Origin of the sequence: Kitasatospora sp. NPDC048722 (assembly GCF_040650235.1) — a bacterium.
In the GTDB taxonomy this organism is placed as follows: domain Bacteria; phylum Actinomycetota; class Actinomycetes; order Streptomycetales; family Streptomycetaceae; genus Kitasatospora.
In genome coordinates, this window is the sequence record NZ_JBEZGX010000020.1 from 98,135 (window position 1) to 111,322 (window position 13,188).

The window sequence follows — 13,188 nt, forward strand, 5'->3', positions numbered from 1 at the left end:
AGTGCGGAGAAGGAGTCGGACATGACGGCTGACCTGCGGATCATCGCCCTGCCCGAGGCCGAGGTGCCCGCCGAACTCAAGCTGCGGGTGGCCGAGTTGCAGGATCTGGCGTGGCCGGGTCCACCCGGTCCGTCCGCGGCGCCGGTGCACGATCCGGCCCTGCGCCCGCTCTCCATGCTGCTGCTGGACGGCTCCCGCGTGGTGGCCGCGCTGGACGTGCTCTCCAAGGAGATCGTCCACGCCGGGCGGACGTACGCGGCGAGCGGTCTGTCCACCGTGGTCACCGACCCGGCCCGCCGGGGGCTCGGGCACGGCCGGCGGCTGGTGGCGGCGGCCCGCGCCACCGCCCGGGAGCGCGGCGCGGACCTCGGGCTGTTCACCTGCGACCGCGGGCTGCGGGGCTTCTACGAGAGCGCGGGCTGGGAGTGGCTGCCGGGCGCGGTCCTGGTCGGGGGGACGGCGGAGGATCCGTTCCCCAGCGACCGGGAGGGCTTCGACAAGGTGACGATGGCGGCCTTCTTCACCGCGCGCGCCGAGCGCCACCGGGCGGATTTCCCGCACCGCCGGATCGCCCTCCACCCCGGGACGGTCGACCGGCTCTGGTGAACGCGGGACCGGGCGGCGGTCAGGCCGCGGGCACCAGCCGGGCCCGGACGGCGGCGACGTCGGCCGGCGTGACCCCGGCGGCGAGCAGGTAGCCGGCCGGGTCGAAGCCGTCCAGCGTGTCGGCCAGGGCGGCCTCGGCGGTGGTGCCGGCCTCGGCGAGCACCGCGTCGATCCGGCGGTACTGGTCCGGCAGGCCCAGCATCCCGTAGAGCGGGCGGACGTTGGGGCCGCTGAGCAGGTAGTCCTCGGCTATCGCGGCCGGGCGGACCCCGGCCAGGGCGAGCAGGAGGAGGGCGGCGAGGCCGGTGCGGTCACGGCCGGCGCCGCAGTGGACGACCACGCCGCCGGGCCGGGCGCCGGCCACGGTGGTGACCAGTTCGGCGGCGGCGTGCGGACAGTGGTCCAGGTAGGGGCGGAGTGCGAGCGGGGTGCCGTCCAGCCGTCCGTACGTCTCCCACCAGGCGGGGCCGGCGAGTTCGTCCAGCGGGACGCGGACCAGCTCGACGCCCTCGGGGCGGGGGAGGAGCGGCCTGTGCTCCTCGGCGTCGCGCAGGTCGACGACGGTGCGGACGCCGTGGTCGAGGAGGGCGTCCCAGCCCTCGGCGGTGAGGCGGTCGAGGTTGTCGGCCCGGACGATCGCGCCGCGGGCGGTCGGGCGGCCGGAGGCGGTGGGCAGTCCGCCCAGGTCGCGGACGTTCAGGCAGCCGTCCCAGACGAGGGTGCGGTCCTCGGTGGCGGTCTGCGCGTGCGTCCGGTCCATGGGGTTCCCCGTTTCGTCGTCCGGGGGCCCGTTACCCCCTCGTTATGAAGGACTATCGGGAGATCCGGATGGTTCCTCGCCGTTCGACCGGTGGGAACCCGCTGTTCGGAAGAGGTGCCGGTCAGGCGGCGGTCGGGGCGTCGGTCTCGGCGGTGAGCAGCTTCTCCATCGGCTCGGCGGCGAGCTGGCCGAGCATCGAGCCGGCCACGATGGCGCCGATCAGGAAGACGGTGGACAGCCAGGCCATGGTCGAGACGGGGAGGGTGAAGGCGCCGACCACGCGGGCGGTGCACTCGGCCAGCAGCGCGGTGCCCCAGATCCCCGAGAAGACGCGCGCGTGGCGGTGGAAGGAGCGCGAGGCGGCTGCCCGGCCCTCGACCAGGCGCTGCCAGGCGGCGGCGCGGGCGTGGTTGCCCTTGGTCAGGAAGGGCATCAGCACCGGGGTCATCACCGGCTTGCCGACCAGGACGGAGACCAGGACGGCCACCGCGACGGTGCCGCTGAGCAGGCCGTCCTTGGCGAGCATCATCCGGGCGTCGCCGGTGAGGAAGGTGAGGGCCAGGCCGGCCAGGTTGACCGCCAGCATCAGCGCGGCCCAGAGGTTGAGCGTGCGCTCGCGCAGCAGGCCGAAGACCGTCCGGCCGGCCGGGACCGCGCTGCTCCAGGCGAGGGCGGCGAACTCGCTCATCCCGAAGACCGAGTGGAGCAGGTAGTAGCCGGCCAGCGGGGCGGCGACGTCCAGGAGCAGCGGGCGGAACGCGGAGCCGATCGGGTTCGGCTGCTTCCTGGCGCCGGCCGGGGCGGAGTCGCGGGCCGGGATGGTCGCGGCCTCGGTGGCGACGGCGCTGAGGGTCTGGCTCATGGTGGGTTCCTCCCCGCTGGTGGCCGCGGGCCGGTGCCCGCGTCGTGCCTCCAGTGTTCCGGCGCGACCCTCCGTCAGATCAGTGCCGTCCGTTGCCTGATCCGTATGACAGACGTCATGGTGCGCGTCATGACGCCGCCTCCGCCGGGACGCCGGGAAGGGCCTGTGACCTGCGCTTTCACGCCTCGGCCGCGCTGAACGTCCACAGCTCGCGGCCCAGCGTGTCCGCACACCGCACGCCGTGGAAGCGCTCGTCCCCGGCCGAGAGGAAGCCGAGCGCGGTGCCCTCCAGCACGGCCCGGGCGGTGGCGTCGGCCCTCGTCCAGGCGCCGGTCAGGACGAGCGCTCCGTCGACGAGCTCGGCGCGCTGGATCCGCGGCACCGCGGCGGTCAGCAGCGCGGCGTTGACGTCGTCCAGGTCGGCGGGGGAGAGGTAGGCCCCGCCGGCACCGGTGCGGTCCCGCTCGGCCCGGCGGCGCAGCTCGGGCAGGGCGTAGTGGCGGACGGCGGCCGCCGCGTCGTCCAGCGCCACCCGCCAGCGCGGTCCGGGCAGCACCTCCCACCACACGTCGTCGCCGACCGGCAGCACCTCGCCGATCCCGGCCCGCCAGGTCTCGACGCCGTGGACGGTCCGCGGGTCGGGCCGGTGTCCGGGCAGGCCGGCGGCGGCCCAGTCGGCGCGCCGGACGACGCTGAGGCCGAAGGTGAAGCGGACCCGGTCGACGGCGGCCCGCTCGACCAGGCCGAGCAGCAGCCAGTGGGTCTCGTCCGGGAGGCTGAAGGTGCGGCGCCACCCGACGAGGCCCAGGGCGCGCAGGGCGGGAGCGAGGTGGTCGCGCAGCCCCGCCGCGTGGAGCTCGCGGGCGGCGGTCATGGAGGTCCTTCCGGGCGGCTGCGGGCGGGCCGGGCGCCGGGTCGGCGCAGTCCGGCGGGGTGGGGGCGCACGGAGGCGCGGGCGTGACGGACGGCACGCCCCGGATGGGGCTGCGGTCACGAGGGGCTGCGGGCCCGGTCGATTCGCCCACGGACAACGTAGGCCTGGCGGCCCCGCCGGGGCCGTGGGCGAAGGGCGGTCGTCCGCGGGACCTTGTGCCCCGGGCGGGCCGGTCCAAGGTCAGGCCCGCCCGCACCGCGCGGATGGCGCATGATGTGGCGGGTGCAGAGTGCAGAGCGCCCCGGAGCGGGCACCGGCAGCCCCGAAGGCCGGTCCGGACCAGTACCACCCGCCGCCCCGCCACCGGGCCCGGCCACCGCTTCCGCGGACCTGACCGAGGCGGTGCGGGCCGCGCAGGACGGTGACGAGGAGGCGTTCCGGCTCCTCTTCCGGACCGTCCAGCCCGGCCTGCTGCGCTACCTGCGGGTCCTCGTCGGGGGCCGGCCCGAGGACGTGCAGGACGCCGAGGACATCGCCTCCGAGACCTGGCTGCAGGTCGCCCGCGACCTGCGGGGCTTCTCCGGCGACGGCGACGGCTTCCGCGGCTGGGCCGCGACCATCGCCCGCAACCGGGCCATGGACCACCTGCGGGCCCGGCGCCGGCGCCCGGTGGCCGACCTGCCGTTCGAGTACCTCGCCGAGCTGTCGGCCGGGGACGACACCGCGGGCGCCGCGCTCGCCCGGGTCGGCACCGGCGACGCGCTCGCGCTGATCTCCCGGCTGCCGCGCGACCAGGCCGAGGCGGTGCTGCTGCGCGTGGTGATGGAGCTGGACGCCGAGAGCGCCGCGCAGGTGCTCGGCAAGCGGGCCGGCACCGTCCGGATGGCCGCCCACCGGGGGCTGCGGCGGCTCGCCAAGCTGCTGGAGCAGTCGTTCGGGCCGGGCGCGGGGCCGGGATCCGACCGTGGGATCCCGGCCGCGCGGGCGGCCGGACAGGAGCCGGGGACACCTTCCGGGAGGGCCGCCGGGAAGGCCGCGAAAAAAATTTCTCCGCAGGGTGTGACAGAACGCCGGGCCGCGACGCTGAAGGACATGAGATGAGCACCAACCGATCCCGTCGGATCGACCGTGACGCCGCCGAGCAGTTGCTCGGCGGCGCCGTGGGCGGCCCGTCGGCCGGGCAGGACGCCTCGCTCACCGGACCGGACGGCGACGCCGCCGGGCAGGTCGCCCGGGTACTCGCCGCGGCCGCCGCCCCGGCGACGGCCGCCGAGCTGACCGGGGAGCAGGCCGCCCTGACCGCGTTCCGGGAGGCCCGTTTCGCGCCCGACCCCGTAACAACGACCGCACCCGTCCGGAGACGACCGATGGCAACCGCCGCCCTCGCCAGGGCCTTCAGCACGAAGGCCGTTGCCGCCGTGCTGAGCGCCACGGCGCTGTGCGGGGTCGCGGTCGCCGCCGGCACCGGGAACCTGCCCTCCCTCGGCGGAGGCACCGAGCCCGAGCGCACCCTCGCGAGCGGTGGCGCTACGGGCGCGGTGTCCACGTCCGGGCACGGGCAGGGCAGTGCCACGCCGGGCGGCCAGTCCGCCCGGCCGTACAACGGCCCGTCCGCCGGCGGCTCCGGCGGCGGTGCCCAGGGTCTCGGGCCGTCGGCCTCCCCGACGCCCGGGACCCCCTCCGCGACGGGGCGGGCCGCCCAGCCCGCCTCCGCCGCGATGGTCGCGCTCTGCCACGTGTTCGGCGACCGGACGGGCAAGGGTGAGCACTCGCGCCAGCTGGTGCTGGACCCGGTGTTCGCTTCGCTGGTCGAGGCGGCGGGCGGCCCGGACAAGGTGGAGGACTACTGCGGGGAGGCGCTCGGCCGGGCGGGCGACGACGCCCATCGCAGCGCCACCCCGCAGCCGACGCACGACGACCGCCAGGGCTCCGGCGTCGGCGGTTCCGGAACCGCGGGTGGCAACACCGACGGCGGCAAGGGCAACGGCGGCTCCGGCGGCGGGAACACCACCAACGGAGGCGGAACCAAGCCCGGCCGGACCGGGCCGACGCTCCCGGCGTCGCCCGCACTGCCCGACGTCCGCCCCAGCGGGCAGGACCGGCAGGCAGCCCAGGGGTGACCCACAGGACTCCGGGTGGGCGGCGGGCGAATCCCCCCGGGCTCGCCGCCCACCCGGATAGCAGGACCGCAGTACCCGGCACCACCGCAGTGACCAGCACCACCGCAGTAACCAACGCAGGACCTGCGGCACCGCGACACCCGCGGCGCCGCGGCGACCACCCGAGACCCCGGGTGGCCGGTCGGCTCCCCCGTGCCCACCGTCCACCCGGCCGGCCCCCGGCCGGACCGGCAGGCGCTCACCCCGGACGCGCCGCCGGCCCGGCCGGCCCGGAACGTGTGGCCCGCCCGCCCGCAGTCCGGGCGGGCCACACACACCCCGAACGGGCGGTCGGGGATCCGCTGCCCGGTTCCCCGGCCGCCTCCCCCCGCCGGCGGCCTTCGCGGCGGGCGGGCGGAACCGCCGCCGCCACGACGCGCGTGAAGTCCTCCGGCGGCCTCGGCCCGGACCGGCCCGGACGCCGCGCCGGGCGTCAAGGACGCCGGCGGCTATCGTGCACGGGTGCGCGATGCGGCCCGGAGACCCGGGCACGGCGTGAGGGGAGTTCCAGGTGATCGGACGGGCGCTCAACGGGCGTTACGAACTCGTCGAGATACTCGGCGTCGGCGGCATGGCCACCGTCTGGCGCGGGGTGGACCGCGTGCTGGGACGCCAGGTGGCCGTCAAGGTCCTCAACGGGGGCCTCGCCGACGACCCGCGCTTCGCCGAACGGTTCTCCCGGGAGGCGCAGCACGCCGCGATGCTGGTGCACCCGAAGGTCGTCATGGTCTTCGACTCGGGCATGGACCAGGGCTCGCCCTACATCGTCATGGAGCTGGTGAACGGGCGCTCGCTGGCGGCCGTGCTGGCGCAGCAGCCGCAGTTGCCGGTGGAGCGCGCCGTGGGCATCGCGGCGGCGGTGTGCGAGGCGCTCGCGGTCGCGCACGCGGCCGGACTGGTGCACCGGGACATCAAGCCGGGCAACATCATGATCACCGACGACGGCGGGGTGAAGGTCGTCGACTTCGGCATCGCCCGGGCCGGCTCCTCCAACAACCTGACCCAGACCGCCACCGTGCTCGGGACGGCCGCGTACCTGTCGCCCGAGCAGGCCACCGCCTCCGCGCTGGACGGCCGCACCGACCTCTACGCGGTCGGCTGCGTGCTGACCGAGATGCTGACCGGCGAGACGCCGTTCACCGCCGAGACGCCGGTGGCGATCGCGTTCAAGCACGTCAGCGAGCAGCCGTTGCCCCCCTCCGCGCGCCGCCCGGGGCTGCCGCCCGCGCTGGACGCCGCGGTGCTGCGGCTGCTCGCCAAGAACCCGGCCGACCGCCCGGCGGACGCCACCGCGGCACGGGCCGAGCTCCTCGCCACCGTCCCCGGGCTGGCCGTGGGCGACCCGACGGCGGAGCTGCTCGCCACCGCCGCGCCCACGCAGATGCTGCCGCCGGTCCCGTCGAACCAGCAGCACACCACCGTGCTCCCGCCCCAGGCCCCCGCGACCTCCCTGATGGCGCCGGTCCCGGTGGAGCCGCCGGCGCCTGCCAAGCCCGCGCGCAGCCGCAAGCCGCTCGTCCTGGGCGCCCTCGGCGTGGCCGGCCTGGCCGGGGTCACCGCCATCGCCCTCACCGCCTTCGACACGCCGCCGGGCAACGCGGCCGCCAAGAAGCCGGCCGCCGCCGCGCCCGCCACCCAGGCGCCCGCGCAGGCCACGACCGCCCCGAGCCCGAGCGCCGCGCCCACGACGGTGCCCGGCCTGCCCACCCCCACCCCGACCGTCCCGCGCAACCAGCCCCCGGCCGTGCAGTTGAACGCGCTGCGCCAGGCGGTCGCCCAGACCCAGGTCGGCGGCAAGGAGCGCGACCGTCAGGTGGAGCTCCTGCGCATCCTCGACGACGCCTCGGCGCGCCTCAACGAGGGCAGCCCCGACGACGCCGCCCAGGACCTGAAGGACGCCCAGAAGGTGATCCGGGACATGAGCAAGCGCCACGCCATCGACGGCCCGACCACCAAGGACTGGAACACCCGCCTCGGCGCGCTCTTCACCGCCCTCCACACGGCCGCGGACAACCAGAACGACTGAGGCGACGGCCCTGCGGCCGGTCGTGCCGCTCGGCCTGTCGGTCCCGCCCGTTGGTCCTGCCGGTCAGGAGAGCTCCAGGCGGTCGCGGAGCCCCGCCGCGGCGAAAGCGGCCTCCAGGGCCTCGCGCCCCTCGGTGAAGTGCCCCCAGCTGTCGAAGTGCGCCGGCACGACGCGCCGTGCGCCCAGCAGGACGGCGGCCTCGGCGGCCTGCGCGCTGTCCAGGGTGAGCAGTGCGCCGTCGAAGCGCCGGGTGCGGGCGGCGCCGGCGAACAGGACCGCCGTGTCGACCGGGCCGAAGCGGTCGGCGATCTCCTTGACCAGCGGCAGCGAGGCGTTGTCGCCGCTGACGTAGACGGTCGGGAGGTCGGGCGCGGTCAGGACGAATCCGATCACCTGGCCGATCACCGGTTCGCAGCCCTCGGGCCCGTGCAGGGCGGGCGCGGCGGTGACGGTGACGGTGCCGCCGTCCGGGCGGGTCAACTCCACGGAGTCCCACGGGGCGAGGCCGCGCGCGGTGCCGCCGAGCCGCTCCGCGCCGCTGGTGGTGGTGAGCACGAGCGGGACGGTCGGCAGCAGGGCGCGGCCGGAGGCGTCCAGGTTGTCCGGGTGCTCGTCGTGGGAGAGCAGGACGGCGTCGACCGGGCCGAGGTCGGCGGGGGTGGTGGCGGAGGGCGCGGTCTTGGTGAGCGCGTAGCCCCCGCCGGTCGGGTAGTCGCCGGGCCCGTCGAAGGTCGGGTCGGTGAGGAGACGCAGGCCGCCGAACTCGATGAGCGTGGTCGGGCCGCCGAAGACGCGGATGGTCGCCATGCTGGGTTCACCTCACGGGTAAGTCGAATGTTTGACGTGATGAAACCTAACTGGCCATCACGGAAGAGCGCAAGGTTTACCATGAGAACTGTGAGAGCCATGAAAACTCCTGGCGAGACCGCCGCAGCCCCTCCACCGCCTGCGGCGGGCGCGGACCGGTACGTCGCGCTCGACTTCGCCAACAGCGAGCTCGTGCTGCCCGCCGGCCGTCTCGACCTGCTGGCCACGCCGGCCGAGGCCACTCAGTGGCTGGTCGAACGGGGTCTGGCCGGCGCCGACGCGGTGCTCCATGAGCCCTGCGCGGGGCGGCTGCGCGAACTGCGCACCCACCTGCGGGCCCTCCTCGCGGCGCGCAGCGGGGGGACCGTACCGCCGCCCGAGGCCGTGGGCGCGGTCAACGCGGCGCTGACCGCCGCGCCGGCGGCCGCACTACTGCACTGGGACGGGACGAGCGGGTTCCGTCGTGCCCAGGTCCATCCGGCCGACCGGATCGCCGACCACGCCATGGCCGTGATCGCCGCCGACGCGGCGGACCTGCTCACCGGCCCGGACGCCGAACGCCTCGCCCCGTGCGGAGCGAGCCCGTGCACCCGTTTCCTGGTGCGAACCCACGCCGCCCGGCACTGGTGCTCGGTGCGCTGCGGCGACCGGGTGCGCGCGGCCCGGGCCTACGCGCGCCGCAGCCAGGCGAAGCCGGCGTGACGAAGGCGCGGCTGCTCGCACGAGTGCGAGGAGCCGCGCCGGTCGGGCGTGGTGGTCGGGTCGGCGGCCGCGGCGACCGGAGAACGACTGACCGGGCCCGAACGACGGCGCCACAATGGGCGCATGCTGACCGTCGGATCCCTTGTCCTCGGCGTCTTCGACATGGCGCGCGCCGTCGCGTTCTGGACGGCCGCGCTCGACTACGTGCCGCGCGGCGGCCTGGTCGAGGACGACTGGACGGTGCTCGAACCCGCGGCGGGCCCGGGTGTCCAACTCGCCCTCGGGCTCAGCGAGACGCCCGTCCAGCGCCACCCGCGCGTGCACCTGGACCTCTACGCCCGCGACGCCGCCGACCAGGCCGCCGAGGTCGAGCGGCTGCTGGCTCTCGGGGCGAAGGACGTCGACTGGGATCTGTACCCGGAGGACCCGGACTTCGTGGTGCTCGCGGACCCGGAGGGCAACGTCTTCTGCGTCATCGACACCAGCCACGGATGACGGGTGGAGCAGGAGGCCGGGGAGGCCGGCTTCCTGCTACCGGGCGTGTTCGCCGGCCTTGATGGCGCGGAGGAGCGCGGCGAGGGCGGCGGGGGTGGTGCGGAGGATGGTGTCGCCGTCGTCGGACTCGCGGAGTTCGATCGCCTCATCGGTCGTACGGACCTCGACGCAGGTGTCATTTGCGCCGGAGTAGCTGGACTTCTGCCACGTGAGTTGGTGCATCTTGTTCTCCAAGGGTCGTGCGGTGAGGGGCCGTTGGATTGGTCAGACGCGGGGGTTGTGTTCGCCGGCCTTGATGGCGCGGAGGAGCGCGGCGAGGGCGGCGGGGGTGGTGCGGAGGATGGTGTCGCCGTCGTCGGACTCGCGGAGTTCGACCATCCCGGCGGCCGTGCGGACCTCCACGCACTCGTTGCTCGACGCGCTGTAGCTGGACTTCTGCCACTCCAGGCTAGGCATAAGTGGATTTCACTTCTTTCATGATGGATCGGATGAAGTCGCGCGATTGTTCATCGGTGAGGGCTGTGGAATCCAAGCTGGAGAAGATGATTCGGTGCTTGGCCAAGTTCGCTGGCGAGTCGAAGAACAGAGCGCCCTGCGAGACATCCATCTCGACCGTGTCCAGCTCGGGGACGGGCCCTTCGATGTAGGTGAGGTTCTCGCCGGCGCCAGGGAAGGTGTCAACGGCGAACGGGACCACGCGAACGGAGATGCCGGGGCGCTCGGAGTCATCCAGCAGGGAGGCGAGTTGATCCGCGAGCACTACGGGTCCACCAAACTGCATGCGCAGAGCGGCCTCGTGGACGAAGGCGCGGAGAGGAGTTGTCCCCGACCTGACGAGTTCCTGGCGCCGGAGGCGGAAGGTCGTCCGGGTCTCGACTTCCTGTGGTGGCAGCGGAGGGACAAGTCGAGTGAACACTGCCGATGCGTAGGTTCCGGTCTGGAGCAGGCCAGGAATGTAGACGGTGTTGCAGAAGGTGATCCGCTTGGTGTGACCCTCAAGCTCTGCCACCTCAAGGAAGTCGATGGTCAGGGTGCTGCGGTATTCCTCCCACCATCCCTTCGTGCGCTCCGAGGCCATGTCAGCCAAGGCATCGATCAGAGGCTGGTTGGTGCACATGCACACGGCGGCGATGGTCCGTAGCCGCTCGACGCTGATCCCGCTCTTCCCGCTCTCCATCTGCGTGATCTGGGCGGGCTGGATGCCGAGTTCTCGTGCCAGCTGGCTGCCGCCGAGGCCGGCCTGCTCCCGCATCCGCCGCAACTCGGTACCCAGCCGTCGCTGACGCAGCGTCGGGTTCGGTCGAAGGGCCATGGCGTCCTCTCTGCGGGTTATGAGATCAGTGTGCCGCAGGGTCCAGGGGTCAGGCGGCCACGGAAGAGGGAACTTCTCGGCGGGAGTCTAAAATTTGTGTCCTCGTGCGTTATGGTCGATGTCACATCGATCCGACGGGTCGTCAGTAATGCACCCCTGTCGCACCGCAGAGCAGTCATGCCTCCATCTGACCTGGCTCACGGTGACGTATCCGTCCTTCTCCTCCACGCCTCGGGAGTCCTCCCATGCGTCACCTCAACACGCCCTCCCTCGCCATCTGCCGCCAGTCCCTCCGCGACGCGATGACCCGCGCCGGCTGGCCGTCCTCCGCCATCGCCGACGCCGAACTCGCCCTCGCCGAGCTGCTCGTGAACGCCTGGCGGCACGGCGAGACCCCCGCGCCGGTCGTCGAGATCATCGCGATCAACAACACCCTCCGGGTCTCCGTCGCCGACGAGAGCCCCACCCTGCCGGAGCAGCGCCCCCTCCCCGAGCTGGCCGAGTCCGGCCGGGGCCTCCAGCTCGTCGCCGGGCTCTCCCGTCGCTGGGGTGTCGACCCGCAGCAGCGCGGCAAGTCCGTGTGGTTCGAGTGCGAGCTGGACGCCGCCTGATGCCCGCCCGCCGCCACCCGATGCTGCCGACCGACCCCCGGATCCGGGGCTGCACCGACGACCACATCCGCACCCTCCTCGCCGAAGTTCAGGAGCGCGGACGGGAGTTCGGCCTGATCTTCCCCTCCGCCTGCACCGACAGGACCATCGACGGCCGCGTCCTCGTCCGCTTCAACACGGCCCCCGCCTCGACCCTCCTCAACCTCCTCTCCCTCCTCCTCGACGTCGGCCGGGAGCGGGGCACGCCGTGCGGTTCCTGATCGCGGCGGCCTTCGCCGTCCTGCTCGCCCTCGCGATCGCCACCGTCGTCCTGGGCGTCGTGACCGCCCTGCGCGCGACCCCGCCCCACGAGGACGACTGAGGAACGACCGGACGAACGGCGGGTCGCGTGCACAGGCCCGCCGCGTCGGATCAGCCCTTCCGTCGGATCCGGTTCTCGACGTTCGACCGGACCGCCCGCGACAGCGTGCCGGCCGCCGCCGCGAGGAACACGAAGTTGTACGCGATCTGCAGGATCACCACGAGCCGGGCCGCCTGCCCCGTCGCCGTGATGTCGCCGTACCCGACCGTCGCCATCGTCACGATCGTGAAGTACAGCGAGTCCAGCCGGGTCTCCAGGCCCGCGAACTCCGGCTTGTGGGAGCCGAGGACGTAGTAGGCGGCGGCGAAGATCGTCATCGTCAGGACGATGAGGAAGATCAGCCACGGCACCGGGCGCTTCGCGTTCCCGCGCATCACTCCGGCGATCTTGGCCAGCAACAGCCAGGTCAGACCCGCCAGCGCGATCACGAAGGTACCCCAGCTCACTACCGGCCGACGGTCGCCGAACCACTCCAGCGGTAGCGTGAAGTACCCGACCATCAGGAGCGTGAACGCTCCCAGCAGCCAGAACCAGGCCCGTACGTCCGCAGGGGGCGGCGTGTTCTCGGACATCTCGTTCAGCCTCCCCCCGCCGCCCCGCGGACGCCCGCCGACGTGCTCCGTCCGGGCTCGCCCGGCAGCTTCGGCAGCTCCGGCAGCTCCGGCAGGGCGAGCACCCCCACCGGCCCGAGCACCAGGCGGAGCGTCGCCGGCTCCACCGGACGGTCCCGCGGCACGAAGGCCGGTATCGCCCCCGAGACCGCCGCCCAGCCCGGCCGGGCCTCCCGGCGGTGCACGAGCCGCCCGGCCGGCCCGCGCCGCAGCCCGGCCCGCTCGGCCACCCGCAACATCCCGCGCACCGTCCCGGCCCGGCGCCCGGAGCCGCTGATCCAGGTGCCCAGCGCGACCAGCAGCCCGAGTGCCACCACCACCCGGACGGCGGAGCGCGGGTAACGCACGAGGGCGTCGTGGACGGCGTGCGCGGCGGCCTGGTCCACGTGGGCCGGGAGCGCGTCCGGGTGGACGGCCCGGACCCCGCCGAGCGCGCAGGCCACGGCCAGGACCGGCACCCGGAAGCCGGCCGCGGCGAGCAGCCGCAGGCCGGTGCGGACCTTCGGGACGGCGTCGGACTGCACCAGCGCGTTCGAGGTGCGGATCTCGGGGACCTTCGGGGCGAGGGACGGCCCGTCGTCGACCAGGGCCCTCTTCACCCGGTCGGTGACGGCGGCCCGGACCGCGGGGTCCCGGGCGAGCGGGGCCGTCGTGGCCACGTAGCGGTCGGTGTCGGGGACCTCGGACTTCGCCCGCACGGCGACGGCGCCGAGCGGCGTCAGCAGGCAGGCCAGCAGGCAGGCCAGCAGGACCAGCAGGACGCCGAACGAGAACCGCACCCGGTGGCGCGGCGGGCGGGCCCGCAACTCCTCGGCGAGCCGCGCCTCGTGGGCCTCCACGGCGCTCAGCCGGGCCCGCAGGTCGGCGAGTTCGCCGGGCTCCGGGCCGGACGGCTCGTCGCGCGGCTCGTCGGACGGTGCGTCGGGCGGCATGCGGCGGCTCCGTTCCTCCGGGCGGTCGCTCCCAGGAGACAACGGATCACCGGGGGCGGCCACTCGGGAT

At 74.5% G+C, this 13,188-nt stretch carries 17 protein-coding genes; 8 read left to right on the plus strand and 9 right to left on the minus strand.

Features of this window, described 5'->3' with window-relative positions; genetic code table 11:
- Positions 1–21: 21 nt before the first annotated feature.
- Positions 22–606, plus strand: a complete 585-nt coding sequence (locus AB0C76_RS17220; protein WP_359965336.1) for a GNAT family N-acetyltransferase — start codon at positions 22–24, stop codon at positions 604–606.
- Between the two features lie 19 nt (positions 607–625).
- Here AB0C76_RS17220 and AB0C76_RS17225 read toward each other — a convergent pair whose 3' ends face one another.
- From AB0C76_RS17225 to AB0C76_RS17235, 3 genes are all read right to left on the minus strand, one after another.
- Positions 626–1,366 carry a tyrosine-protein phosphatase gene (locus AB0C76_RS17225; protein WP_359965338.1) on the minus strand — a complete coding sequence of 247 codons (741 nt, stop codon included), beginning with the start codon at positions 1,364–1,366 and terminating at the stop codon, positions 626–628.
- A gap of 121 nt (positions 1,367–1,487) precedes the next feature.
- A complete protein-coding gene (locus AB0C76_RS17230; RefSeq protein ID WP_359965340.1) occupies positions 1,488–2,228 on the minus strand; it encodes a VC0807 family protein in 741 nt (246 codons plus the stop codon).
- Positions 2,229–2,406: 178 nt separating this feature from the next.
- Positions 2,407–3,102 carry a hypothetical protein gene (locus AB0C76_RS17235; RefSeq protein WP_359965342.1) on the minus strand — a complete coding sequence of 232 codons (696 nt, stop codon included), beginning with the start codon at positions 3,100–3,102 and terminating at the stop codon, positions 2,407–2,409.
- Positions 3,103–3,375: 273 nt separating this feature from the next.
- Here AB0C76_RS17235 and AB0C76_RS17240 point away from each other — a divergent pair, with 273 nt between their 5' ends.
- The 3 genes from AB0C76_RS17240 to AB0C76_RS17250 all read left to right on the plus strand — a co-directional run bounded on the left by AB0C76_RS17240 (position 3,376) and on the right by AB0C76_RS17250 (position 7,287).
- Positions 3,376–4,203, plus strand: a complete 828-nt coding sequence (locus AB0C76_RS17240) for an RNA polymerase sigma factor (protein ID WP_359965418.1) — start codon at positions 3,376–3,378, stop codon at positions 4,201–4,203.
- Positions 4,200–5,222: a hypothetical protein gene (locus AB0C76_RS17245; protein WP_359965344.1), complete on the plus strand. Its 1,023-nt coding sequence runs from the start codon at positions 4,200–4,202 to the stop codon at positions 5,220–5,222. Before AB0C76_RS17240 ends, AB0C76_RS17245 begins: the two co-directional genes overlap by 4 nt.
- Positions 5,223–5,772: 550 nt before the next feature.
- The gene (locus tag AB0C76_RS17250) at positions 5,773–7,287 is read left to right on the plus strand and encodes a protein kinase (RefSeq protein WP_359965346.1); all 1,515 of its coding nucleotides are present in this window, start codon (positions 5,773–5,775) and stop codon (positions 7,285–7,287) included.
- Positions 7,288–7,350: 63 nt separating this feature from the next.
- Here AB0C76_RS17250 and AB0C76_RS17255 read toward each other — a convergent pair whose 3' ends face one another.
- Positions 7,351–8,094, minus strand: coding sequence for an MBL fold metallo-hydrolase (locus tag AB0C76_RS17255; protein ID WP_359965348.1), 744 nt, complete (start codon positions 8,092–8,094; stop codon positions 7,351–7,353).
- Positions 8,095–8,193: 99 nt separating this feature from the next.
- Between AB0C76_RS17255 and AB0C76_RS17260 the strand changes: the two genes are divergently transcribed.
- On the plus strand, positions 8,194–8,796 hold the full coding sequence (locus AB0C76_RS17260) for an ABATE domain-containing protein (protein ID WP_359965350.1): 603 nt from the start codon (positions 8,194–8,196) through the stop codon (positions 8,794–8,796).
- A 123-nt stretch (positions 8,797–8,919) separates the two neighbouring features.
- Positions 8,920–9,291, plus strand: a complete 372-nt coding sequence (locus AB0C76_RS17265) for a VOC family protein (protein WP_359965351.1) — start codon at positions 8,920–8,922, stop codon at positions 9,289–9,291.
- A 36-nt stretch (positions 9,292–9,327) separates the two neighbouring features.
- Here the strand turns inward: AB0C76_RS17265 and AB0C76_RS17270 are convergent, their stop codons facing one another.
- From AB0C76_RS17270 to AB0C76_RS17280, 3 genes are read right to left on the minus strand one after another with little or no spacing between them, the layout of a single operon-like run.
- The gene (locus AB0C76_RS17270) at positions 9,328–9,513 is read right to left on the minus strand and encodes a DUF397 domain-containing protein (RefSeq protein WP_359965353.1); all 186 of its coding nucleotides are present in this window, start codon (positions 9,511–9,513) and stop codon (positions 9,328–9,330) included.
- A 42-nt stretch (positions 9,514–9,555) separates the two neighbouring features.
- Positions 9,556–9,747 carry a DUF397 domain-containing protein gene (locus tag AB0C76_RS17275; protein ID WP_359965354.1) on the minus strand — a complete coding sequence of 64 codons (192 nt, stop codon included), beginning with the start codon at positions 9,745–9,747 and terminating at the stop codon, positions 9,556–9,558.
- Positions 9,740–10,603 carry a helix-turn-helix transcriptional regulator gene (locus AB0C76_RS17280; RefSeq protein ID WP_359965356.1) on the minus strand — a complete coding sequence of 288 codons (864 nt, stop codon included), beginning with the start codon at positions 10,601–10,603 and terminating at the stop codon, positions 9,740–9,742. The genes AB0C76_RS17275 and AB0C76_RS17280 overlap by 8 nt, the downstream gene beginning before the upstream one ends.
- 245 nt (positions 10,604–10,848) lie before the next feature.
- Between AB0C76_RS17280 and AB0C76_RS17285 the strand changes: the two genes are divergently transcribed.
- Both AB0C76_RS17285 and AB0C76_RS17290 read left to right on the plus strand, forming a co-directional pair.
- A complete protein-coding gene (locus AB0C76_RS17285) occupies positions 10,849–11,214 on the plus strand; it encodes an ATP-binding protein (RefSeq protein WP_359965358.1) in 366 nt (121 codons plus the stop codon).
- Positions 11,214–11,474: a hypothetical protein gene (locus tag AB0C76_RS17290; RefSeq protein WP_359965360.1), complete on the plus strand. Its 261-nt coding sequence runs from the start codon at positions 11,214–11,216 to the stop codon at positions 11,472–11,474. Before AB0C76_RS17285 ends, AB0C76_RS17290 begins: the two co-directional genes overlap by 1 nt.
- A 151-nt stretch (positions 11,475–11,625) precedes the next feature.
- Here AB0C76_RS17290 and AB0C76_RS17295 read toward each other — a convergent pair whose 3' ends face one another.
- Entirely contained in the window at positions 11,626–12,147 is a 522-nt protein-coding gene (locus tag AB0C76_RS17295; protein ID WP_359965362.1) for a potassium channel family protein, read from the minus strand.
- Between the two features lie 5 nt (positions 12,148–12,152).
- Positions 12,153–13,118, minus strand: coding sequence for a hypothetical protein (locus AB0C76_RS17300; protein WP_359965364.1), 966 nt, complete (start codon positions 13,116–13,118; stop codon positions 12,153–12,155).
- Positions 13,119–13,188: the final 70 nt, after the last annotated feature.

Coding starts and splice junctions, on each gene's coding strand:
- AB0C76_RS17230 (WP_359965340.1), bottom strand. CDS start 2,228: ATGAGCCAGACCCTCAGCGCCGTCGCCACCGAGGCCGCGACCATCCCG.
- AB0C76_RS17220 (WP_359965336.1), top strand. CDS start 22: ATGACGGCTGACCTGCGGATCATCGCCCTGCCCGAGGCCGAGGTGCCC.
- AB0C76_RS17255 (WP_359965348.1), bottom strand. CDS start 8,094: ATGGCGACCATCCGCGTCTTCGGCGGCCCGACCACGCTCATCGAGTTC.
- AB0C76_RS17290 (WP_359965360.1), top strand. CDS start 11,214: ATGCCCGCCCGCCGCCACCCGATGCTGCCGACCGACCCCCGGATCCGG.
- AB0C76_RS17295 (WP_359965362.1), bottom strand. CDS start 12,147: ATGTCCGAGAACACGCCGCCCCCTGCGGACGTACGGGCCTGGTTCTGG.
- AB0C76_RS17260 (WP_359965350.1), top strand. CDS start 8,194: ATGAAAACTCCTGGCGAGACCGCCGCAGCCCCTCCACCGCCTGCGGCG.
- AB0C76_RS17245 (WP_359965344.1), top strand. CDS start 4,200: ATGAGCACCAACCGATCCCGTCGGATCGACCGTGACGCCGCCGAGCAG.
- AB0C76_RS17270 (WP_359965353.1), bottom strand. CDS start 9,513: ATGCACCAACTCACGTGGCAGAAGTCCAGCTACTCCGGCGCAAATGAC.
- AB0C76_RS17285 (WP_359965358.1), top strand. CDS start 10,849: ATGCGTCACCTCAACACGCCCTCCCTCGCCATCTGCCGCCAGTCCCTC.
- AB0C76_RS17275 (WP_359965354.1), bottom strand. CDS start 9,747: ATGCCTAGCCTGGAGTGGCAGAAGTCCAGCTACAGCGCGTCGAGCAAC.
- AB0C76_RS17240 (WP_359965418.1), top strand. CDS start 3,376: ATGTGGCGGGTGCAGAGTGCAGAGCGCCCCGGAGCGGGCACCGGCAGC.
- AB0C76_RS17300 (WP_359965364.1), bottom strand. CDS start 13,118: ATGCCGCCCGACGCACCGTCCGACGAGCCGCGCGACGAGCCGTCCGGC.
- AB0C76_RS17235 (WP_359965342.1), bottom strand. CDS start 3,102: ATGACCGCCGCCCGCGAGCTCCACGCGGCGGGGCTGCGCGACCACCTC.
- AB0C76_RS17225 (WP_359965338.1), bottom strand. CDS start 1,366: ATGGACCGGACGCACGCGCAGACCGCCACCGAGGACCGCACCCTCGTC.
- AB0C76_RS17280 (WP_359965356.1), bottom strand. CDS start 10,603: ATGGCCCTTCGACCGAACCCGACGCTGCGTCAGCGACGGCTGGGTACC.
- AB0C76_RS17265 (WP_359965351.1), top strand. CDS start 8,920: ATGCTGACCGTCGGATCCCTTGTCCTCGGCGTCTTCGACATGGCGCGC.